At 34.9% G+C, this 7,704-nt stretch carries 8 protein-coding genes and 4 tRNA genes; 11 read left to right on the top strand and 1 reads right to left on the bottom strand.

Annotation, left to right across the window (positions count from 1 at the left end):
• From AC3WTA_RS22990 to AC3WTA_RS22980, 3 genes are all read left to right on the top strand, one after another.
• Positions 1–75, top strand: a tRNA-Gly gene (locus AC3WTA_RS22990).
• A 14-nt stretch (positions 76–89) separates the two neighbouring features.
• A tRNA-Cys gene (locus AC3WTA_RS22985) sits at positions 90–160 on the top strand.
• Positions 161–169: 9 nt separating this feature from the next.
• Positions 170–251, top strand: a tRNA-Leu gene (locus AC3WTA_RS22980).
• Between the two features lie 344 nt (positions 252–595).
• Here the strand turns inward: AC3WTA_RS22980 and AC3WTA_RS22975 are convergent.
• The gene (locus AC3WTA_RS22975) at positions 596–916 is read right to left on the bottom strand and encodes a DUF3884 family protein (protein WP_000149808.1); all 321 of its coding nucleotides are present in this window, start codon (positions 914–916) and stop codon (positions 596–598) included.
• Between the two features lie 348 nt (positions 917–1,264).
• Between AC3WTA_RS22975 and AC3WTA_RS22970 the strand changes: the two genes are divergently transcribed.
• From AC3WTA_RS22970 to trmL, 8 genes are all read left to right on the top strand, one after another.
• Positions 1,265–1,984 (top strand): YebC/PmpR family DNA-binding transcriptional regulator, encoded by a 720-nt coding sequence (locus AC3WTA_RS22970; RefSeq protein ID WP_000532975.1) that lies wholly within the window; start codon positions 1,265–1,267, stop codon positions 1,982–1,984.
• 148 nt (positions 1,985–2,132) lie between these two features.
• Positions 2,133–2,594, top strand: coding sequence for an NUDIX hydrolase (locus AC3WTA_RS22965; protein WP_000400449.1), 462 nt, complete (start codon positions 2,133–2,135; stop codon positions 2,592–2,594).
• Between the two features lie 427 nt (positions 2,595–3,021).
• Positions 3,022–3,798 (top strand): transglycosylase domain-containing protein, encoded by a 777-nt coding sequence (locus AC3WTA_RS22960; RefSeq protein ID WP_000664702.1) that lies wholly within the window; start codon positions 3,022–3,024, stop codon positions 3,796–3,798.
• A gap of 188 nt (positions 3,799–3,986) precedes the next feature.
• Entirely contained in the window at positions 3,987–4,637 is a 651-nt protein-coding gene (locus tag AC3WTA_RS22955) for a DsbA family protein (RefSeq protein WP_000841323.1), read from the top strand.
• 114 nt (positions 4,638–4,751) lie between these two features.
• Positions 4,752–4,825 (top strand) — tRNA-Gly (locus tag AC3WTA_RS22950).
• 199 nt (positions 4,826–5,024) lie between these two features.
• On the top strand, positions 5,025–6,167 hold the full coding sequence (gene queG / locus AC3WTA_RS22945) for a tRNA epoxyqueuosine(34) reductase QueG (RefSeq protein ID WP_000345232.1): 1,143 nt from the start codon (positions 5,025–5,027) through the stop codon (positions 6,165–6,167).
• Positions 6,168–6,211: 44 nt separating this feature from the next.
• Complete coding sequence (locus AC3WTA_RS22940; protein ID WP_000260554.1) at positions 6,212–7,099, top strand: amidase domain-containing protein; 888 nt, start codon at positions 6,212–6,214, stop codon at positions 7,097–7,099.
• Between the two features lie 58 nt (positions 7,100–7,157).
• The gene (gene trmL / locus AC3WTA_RS22935; protein WP_000538149.1) at positions 7,158–7,646 is read left to right on the top strand and encodes a tRNA (uridine(34)/cytosine(34)/5-carboxymethylaminomethyluridine(34)-2'-O)-methyltransferase TrmL; all 489 of its coding nucleotides are present in this window, start codon (positions 7,158–7,160) and stop codon (positions 7,644–7,646) included.
• The last annotated feature ends 58 nt before the right edge of the window (positions 7,647–7,704 follow it).

The following is a 7,704-nucleotide window of genomic DNA, read 5'->3' as shown; positions in this document are numbered from 1 at the left end:
GCGGAAGTAGTTCAGTGGTAGAATACAACCTTGCCAAGGTTGGGGTCGCGGGTTCGAATCCCGTCTTCCGCTCCAATAAAATTTAACATGGCGGCATAGCCAAGTGGTAAGGCAGAGGTCTGCAAAACCTTTACCACCGGTTCAAATCCGGTTGCCGCCTTTCTTTTGTGCCGATGTGGCGGAATTGGCAGACGCGCACGACTCAAAATCGTGTTCCTTCGGGAGTGTCGGTTCGACCCCGACCATCGGTATCACGAACGGCGTAAAAAAAACTCTATACTAATTGTATAGAGTTTTTTTGTGTTTTCTTCGCGCGATAAAATAAGCATAAAAAATGTGCGGTGAGTAAACGTAGAATATTATAATCGGAAGCTGAATGAAAATATTCTATACTGATTGCCAACTTCGAAATTTAAGACCCATACAATAAAATAAAACGTTTGCTTGAACGACTGAACGTTAAAAATCGATCCACCTTATTTACTTTTAAAAATTTTTCTCTATCAAAGCCCATACGATACACTTCAGTTGGAGTAAACTGCGAAACACTAAAAGGATAAAAACGAATATTCATTTTTATCCTTTTAGTTCCATTTTATAGAGAATCTCCCCATCCTGGTGACATGAAGTTAAATCCGACACCACCAGTAGATATTAGCACATGATCAGCTGTTAATTTCGTAATTTCTAAAAACTTCTTTTCAAATTCTTCTCTGTTGTACTTGTACATAGTTGAGTGGCACGACCACATTTGCGTTGAAGTACTCAACCAGTCCCCTAATTCCTTTAATTCAGGAAACGACTCAAAGTGAATTGGTTCATCTAATTTCATGAATCTCACTTGATAGATAGTTGGGTTTAGCTTTTCTCCTATCCCTTTAAGACCATGTGCTTTTTTCTCATTTGAATGTGTCATAATTACTCTCCCCTATCTTTCCTTCAAATTTTTTCCTATTTTAATTATACAGCAATAGAAAGTAATTAAGGAAATATTATGGGAATCGGCGATGTAAAAAGACTCTAACAGAAATGTTAGAGTCTCTTTTGTTAAATTATGTTATGTAATTCTAAAATTCGTGATAAATGTAGGAATTCATGTATAATATAACTTGCGGATAGAAAAAAATGATAGTAATTTATATTATGTCTGTAATATGAATCAAAAATGAACTTTTTATATTTCTTTTAAAAATGTGTTGAATACACGTTATATTTTATATTAATATTTTTATGTAGATTTAAAACGGGAAAGAGAGTGGAAAGTATGGGTCGTAAATGGAATAATATTAAAGAAAAAAAAGCATCAAAAGATGCAAATACAAGCCGTATATACGCGAAATTTGGACGTGAAATTTATGTGGCAGCAAAACAAGGCGAGCCAGATCCAGAATCAAACCAAGCGCTTAGAGTTGTATTAGAACGTGCGAAAACATACAACGTACCAAGAACAATTATTGATCGTGCAGTTGAAAAGGCAAAAGGCGGTTCAGAAGAAAATTATGACGAGCTTCGTTATGAAGGATTCGGACCAAACGGATCTATGGTAATTGTAGATACACTTACAAATAACGTAAACCGTACTGCAGCAGATGTACGAGCTGCATTTAGCAAAAACAGTGGTAACATGGGTGTAAACGGTTCTGTAGCTTACATGTTTGATGCGACAGCTGTTATCGGTCTTGAAGGTAAAACATCAGATGAAGTTCTTGAAATTTTAATGGAAGCAGATGTTGATGCACGTGACATTCTAGAAGAAGAAGATTCTGTTATCGTGTATGCTGAACCTGATCAATTCCATTCCGTACAATCTGCACTTAAAGATGCTGGTGTTGAAGAATTCACAGTTGCAGAATTAACAATGCTTGCACAAAGTGATGTAGAACTTCCTGAAGATGCTCAAGTACAATTTGAAAAAATGGTTGATGCATTAGAAGATCTAGAAGATGTGCAACAAGTTTACCACAACGTAGACTTAGGAGAATAATACGATAGAAGCCCCTGTTCATTTAACGGATAGGGGCTTTTTTTCATGAAGTTAATTAAGAGGATGAATTAGTAAAGGTATTTTGTTGTAGACAGGGAATATGCTTATAGGGATATGTGAAATATTCATTATTGCTAGGAGGCTTAATATGGAACATAAAACACCAAAACATATCGTTGCTGTAGCAGGTTATTTAACAAATGAAAAAGACGAAGTGTTATTGGCTAAAGTACATTGGCGATCGGATACGTGGGAGTTGCCAGGAGGACAGGTGGAAGAAGGAGAAGCGCTCGATCAAGCTGTTTGTAGGGAAATGTTTGAGGAAACGGGTTTAACGGTGAAGCCTATCGGAGTTACAGGTGTTTACTATAATGCTTCTATGCATATTTTATCTGTTGTTTTTAAAGTCGCATATGTGAGTGGTGAAATAAAAATTCAACCTGAAGAAATACAAGAGGCTAAATTTGTTGCTTTAGATGAAGAGAACATAGATGAGTACTTAACGCGTCCTCATATGAAATCCAGAACGCTTGATGCGATGAGAGCAACACATTGTATTCCGTACGAAACGTGGGAAGTGCAGCCGTATAATTTAATAGGTAGATTGTAAAGAAAAGAGTAGCCGGTTTGAGATACAATCAAATCACTACTCTTTTTTGTATACTGTTTAAGAAAAAGGTCAAAATAATAATAGTGCTAGTGTTGATTTTTAGAACGTTTGTTCTGTATAATATATGATATATTGTATACATTTAGATTACTAGATACTTACAAATATATATATTTGTAGATGATATAATGAAAATAGGGTGTTTTAATAGGGAAGTATAGGCTTAAGGTATACTCTGCTATTGGTTTAGCATAATCTATATTCAATATTTCAGATGAATAGTAGATAAAAAAAGACTGTGATACAATACTTTTTTATACCTTACAATGATGTAAGGTACGTGTAAGAGAAATCGATGGGATGTTTTTTTACAACAAGGTATTCTTAAAGTAAGAGTTATATGCTGTGTGGAAAAGAGGTGTTCAAGATGAAAGAACGAGTATTATCTAGGGTGAACTATCATCAAAAAGTTGCATTAAATCCAATGACTAAATTCTTTTATAAAGCCATTATTTTATTATTATTGTTAAGTTGTACATTATTATTCGTTGGAAATGTAATGATCGAGCAAAGTGATATTAGTAAATTACATGTACCGGCTAAGTTAGAGGTGCCAGAATCATTAACACATGCATTTATTGCGACAGAAGATAAAAGGTTTTATCATCATAATGGTTTAGATTATATAGCGATTGTCAGAGCGTCTGTTGAGAATATAAAGGCTGGTGGTGTTGTGCAAGGCGGAAGCACAATTACACAGCAGTTATCCAAAAATGCTTTTTTAACGAATGAACGTACATTTTCTCGTAAGTGGAAAGAGATTTTCTATACGAAAAAAATTGAACGTACATTTACGAAGGATGAAATTTTAAAATTGTATGTAAGTAATATTTATTACGGAGAAGGAGCATGGGGAATTGAAAAAGCGGCAAACCTTTACTTCGGTAAAAAGGTGGACCAATTAACGCTGGCTGAAAGTGCAATGATGGCTGCTGTAGTAAAAGCACCTGCTTATTACTCACCTGCACAAAATTATGATAAGGCCGTAGAGAGACGAAATGTCGTTTTGAGATTGATGGAGAAGGAAGGCTATATCAATCATGATGAGTATGTGCAAGCAGTTAGTGAGAAATTAGTAATTCGTCATGATATAAAAACAGAGCAGTCGATGTTAAATAATGCGCGCGAAAAAGCAGTAAGCTAAAGGAAGCTCCTACATAGGAGCTTCTTTTTTTTGAATAAATTGTGACAAATTGTGACACAATATCGTCACAATTATTGTATTTTTGTAATTTATGTGAGCGTGTTCATTGCGTGACGTATATAAGTGTTGATATTATGTGTATTGTGTACAATGCTGTATACAGAATATGAATTTAAAGAGGAATGTATATGAAATCAAATAAACTCATGGCTCTTGGTGTAGTTTTTTCTATCGCAGTATTAATTGTAATCGGAACAATTGCGTATAGCATCATAAATGACAAAAAAGATAAAGGGAATGAGATGTTTGCTTATTCCACACAACAATCTTTAGGGAAAGATGATGCACCAGTTAAGGTAGTTGAATTTGGAGACTTCAAATGTCCTGCGTGTCGTACTTGGGATGTAACAGTATTACCACGATTAAAAGAAGAGTATATTGATAAAGGTAAAGTGCAGTTATACTTTATTAACTTCCCATTTATCGGAAAAGACTCTGATTTAGGTGCAGCAGCTGGTGAAGCAATTTATAAACAAGATCAAGATTCATTCTGGATTTTCTATGATGAAATTTATCAAAGTCAAAAGAAAGACACGGAAGAATGGATTACAGAAGAATTACTTCTTAACATTGTGAAAGAGAAGCTTCCGAAAGTTGATGTAGAACAATTTAAGAAAGATTTACACAGTAAAGAAATAAAAGAAAAAGTACGTAAAGATTCAGATCGTGCTCAAAAATTAAAAGTTCAAGGTGCTCCTTCAGTATATATAAACGGAAATCTTGCAAACCCTGATTTCGATAGTATGAAGAAGGCGATTGATAAAGAATTGAAAAAGTGATGAGTATCTCATCACTTTTTCGACTTTTTTCGATAAAATTCTTGCTTCCGTTTTTTTTACATGCTATACTACTTTACATAAGTTATTCTAATATCTTATATTTTTTTCATATTTGCGGGTGTAGTTTAGTGGTAAAACAAGAGCCTTCCAAGCTCTGGTCGAGAGTTCGATTCTCTTCACCCGCTCCAAATTTTATTAAATGTTTTTCTATAAATTGTGATCAACGCAGTGTTTCGTTTCTAAGATAAACGAGGCATTGCGTTTTTTAATGTTTGAAAAATATAATTGTATGCGAAAATAGAAGTAAAGAATAGTATTCCAAAAGTGAATTGCTAACCAATATAGTCGTTACATAAGGGATGGATTCATCTGAGGAGGCGATTAAGAATGGATTTTGAACAATTAAAGCAAGATGTCATTACGTATAGTAAAACAATTGGTATAGATAAAATAGGCTTTGCTAGTGCTTCACCATTTGAGGAATTAAAGCAGAGGTTAATCCAGCAACAACAATTAAATTATCAATCGGGATTTGAAGAGTCTGATATAGAAAAAAGAACGAACCCACAGCTTCTACTACCTGGTGCAAAATCAATTATTGCGATTGCATTAGCGTATCCTTCAAAATTAAAAAATGCACCATTAAGTAAGCGCGGAGAACGCCGCGGTATTTTTTGTCGTGCCTCTTGGGGACAAGATTATCATCTTGTTTTACGAGATCGTTTGCAAAAATTAGAAGCATATTTAATCGAAAAGCTTCCCGATATAGAAGTTAAGTCAATGGTTGATACAGGTGAATTAAGTGATCGAGCTGTTTCGGAGCGTGCGGGTATTGGATGGAGTGGTAAGAATTGCGCTATTATTACACCTGAATTTGGTTCGTATGTATATTTAGGAGAAATAATTACAAACGTTCCCTTCCCACCAGATCAGCCGATAGAAGATCAATGTGGAAGTTGTACAAAATGTATTGATGTTTGTCCTACAGGTGCTTTAATACAAGGAGGACAGTTAGACTCGAAGAAATGTATTGCATTTTTAACACAGACGAAAGGGTTCCTACCGGAAGAATATCGCGAAAAAATAGGTAATCGTATTTATGGATGTGATACATGTCAGACTGTTTGTCCGAAAAATAAAGGAATGGATTTTCATAACCACCCTGAGATGGAACCAGATCCTGAGTTAGTTAAGCCTTTATTAACACCACTTTTAACAATTAGTAATCGTGATTTTAAAGAGAAATATGGAATTATGTCTGGTTCATGGAGAGGTAAAAAGCCGTTGCAACGAAATGCAATTTTGGCACTTGCGCATTTTAAAGAGGCATCAGCAATTCCTGATTTAATTGGTGTTATGAAAGACGATCCAAGACCAGTACTTCGCGGAACAGCAGCATGGGCACTTGGGAAAATTGGTGGAGATGGCGTGGGCGAAGCTATTGAAAAAGCGATGCAACGTGAGAAAGATGAAGAGGTTCTTCATGAAATGAATCGCGGACTTGAATTGTTAGCTCAGAAAAAAGAGTAGATAATATCTCCCTTTTTCATATTGTAATATGGGAGGGAGACGAAATGGTTGTAAAAATAAATATTGAAAAGCAAGTACAACAATTTTTAGCATATGTAACAGAGAAACGAACAAATGTAGATGGTATTGCTGAAGATTTATTACAAATAGCACAGAGAAAGAAACAATTGTTTCAAAAGCGTAATGCAGATATAGTGAAAGCAACTGCGGATGTTTCTTTCATGAGACAATTAAATAATAGCAATCATCAAGAAATTGATTATCAAATACATTTTAAATATTTAATTAAGCATAAAGAATTATTTTATATCGAAGAGGAACAACTAAAGCGAAGAGTTTGTTTAAATAATAGCCGGGTAATAGGTGATTATGCTATTGAAGTACCAGAAGCAGTTGGAATGAGTGAGACGTTAGAAAGAGAAGTTACAAAAGAGAAGTATGGTTCTTATCAGTATAACCGTTTAGAGGCAGTTAAATATGCAGAGCGTTGGTGGGATGATAGAAACCCTGTATATCGTAATTTCCCTGATAATTGTACGAATTTTATTTCTCAATGTCTTCATACTGGAGAAGTACCAATGAATGGATACCCTAATATTCGTAAAGGATGGTGGCAAAGGGAGAATCAGTGGAGTTGGAGCTGGGCTGTCGCACACTCTTTTTATTGGTATTTGTCAGGTGCTACAACTGGGCTTCGAGCAGAAGCAGTAGAAAGACCAGAGGACCTTATTCTTGGTGATGTCATTGCTTATGATTTCGAGGATGATGGTAGGTGGAATCATACGACGATTGTAGTAGCCAAAGACGCAGATGGTATGCCACTTGTGAATGCACATTCAGCGAATAGCCGTCGGCGTTATTGGAACTATGAAGATTCTAGTAAATATACACCACAAATGAAATATAAATTCTTTCATATTATTAATGGGTAGAGATTTTTCGCTCAAGTGGTATAATACGTAGTAGACAAAAAACAGAGGTGAATATCGCGTGGGAGTACATGTTGTTTTATATCAACCAGAAATTCCAGCAAATACAGGGAATATTGCTCGTACTTGTGCAGCAACTGGAACAGAATTACATTTGATTAGACCGCTTGGATTTTCAACGGATGATAAAATGTTAAAGCGTGCAGGATTAGATTATTGGCAGCACGTGAAAGTTACGTATTATGATTCAATTGAAGAATTTTATGAGAAAAATAAAGACGGTGAATTCTTCTATTTAACAAAGTATGGCGAGAAAGCTCATACAGCATTTGATTATAGCAAACGTGAGAAGGATTACTATTTTGTATTTGGAAGAGAAACAAACGGCTTACCAGCTAATGTAATCGAAGAAAATTTCGATCATTGTTTACGTATTCCAATGACTGATAAAGTGCGCTCATTAAATTTATCTAATACAGCAGCTATTTTAATTTATGAAGCATTCCGTCAACAAAATTATCCGGGATTAGATTTAGAAATTGTTTATTAAAAGTCGCCATATGGCGACTTTTTTTTCTAAAAATAAAAATAATATGTAATCATACATT

This window comes from Bacillus sp. EB106-07-01-XG149 (genome assembly GCF_058791555.1).
Note: the sequence above shows the minus strand (reverse complement) of the source record. Positions and strands in the feature narration are given on the sequence as shown.

Excerpts from the sequence above, each read along its gene's own strand:
- AC3WTA_RS22970 (WP_000532975.1), top strand. The coding sequence starts at position 1,265 with ATGGGTCGTAAATGGAATAATATTAAAGAAAAAAAAGCATCAAAAGAT.
- AC3WTA_RS22960 (WP_000664702.1), top strand. The coding sequence starts at position 3,022 with ATGAAAGAACGAGTATTATCTAGGGTGAACTATCATCAAAAAGTTGCA.
- queG (WP_000345232.1), top strand. The coding sequence starts at position 5,025 with ATGGATTTTGAACAATTAAAGCAAGATGTCATTACGTATAGTAAAACA.
- AC3WTA_RS22955 (WP_000841323.1), top strand. The coding sequence starts at position 3,987 with ATGAAATCAAATAAACTCATGGCTCTTGGTGTAGTTTTTTCTATCGCA.
- AC3WTA_RS22965 (WP_000400449.1), top strand. The coding sequence starts at position 2,133 with ATGGAACATAAAACACCAAAACATATCGTTGCTGTAGCAGGTTATTTA.
- AC3WTA_RS22940 (WP_000260554.1), top strand. The coding sequence starts at position 6,212 with ATGGTTGTAAAAATAAATATTGAAAAGCAAGTACAACAATTTTTAGCA.
- AC3WTA_RS22975 (WP_000149808.1), bottom strand. The coding sequence starts at position 916 with ATGACACATTCAAATGAGAAAAAAGCACATGGTCTTAAAGGGATAGGA.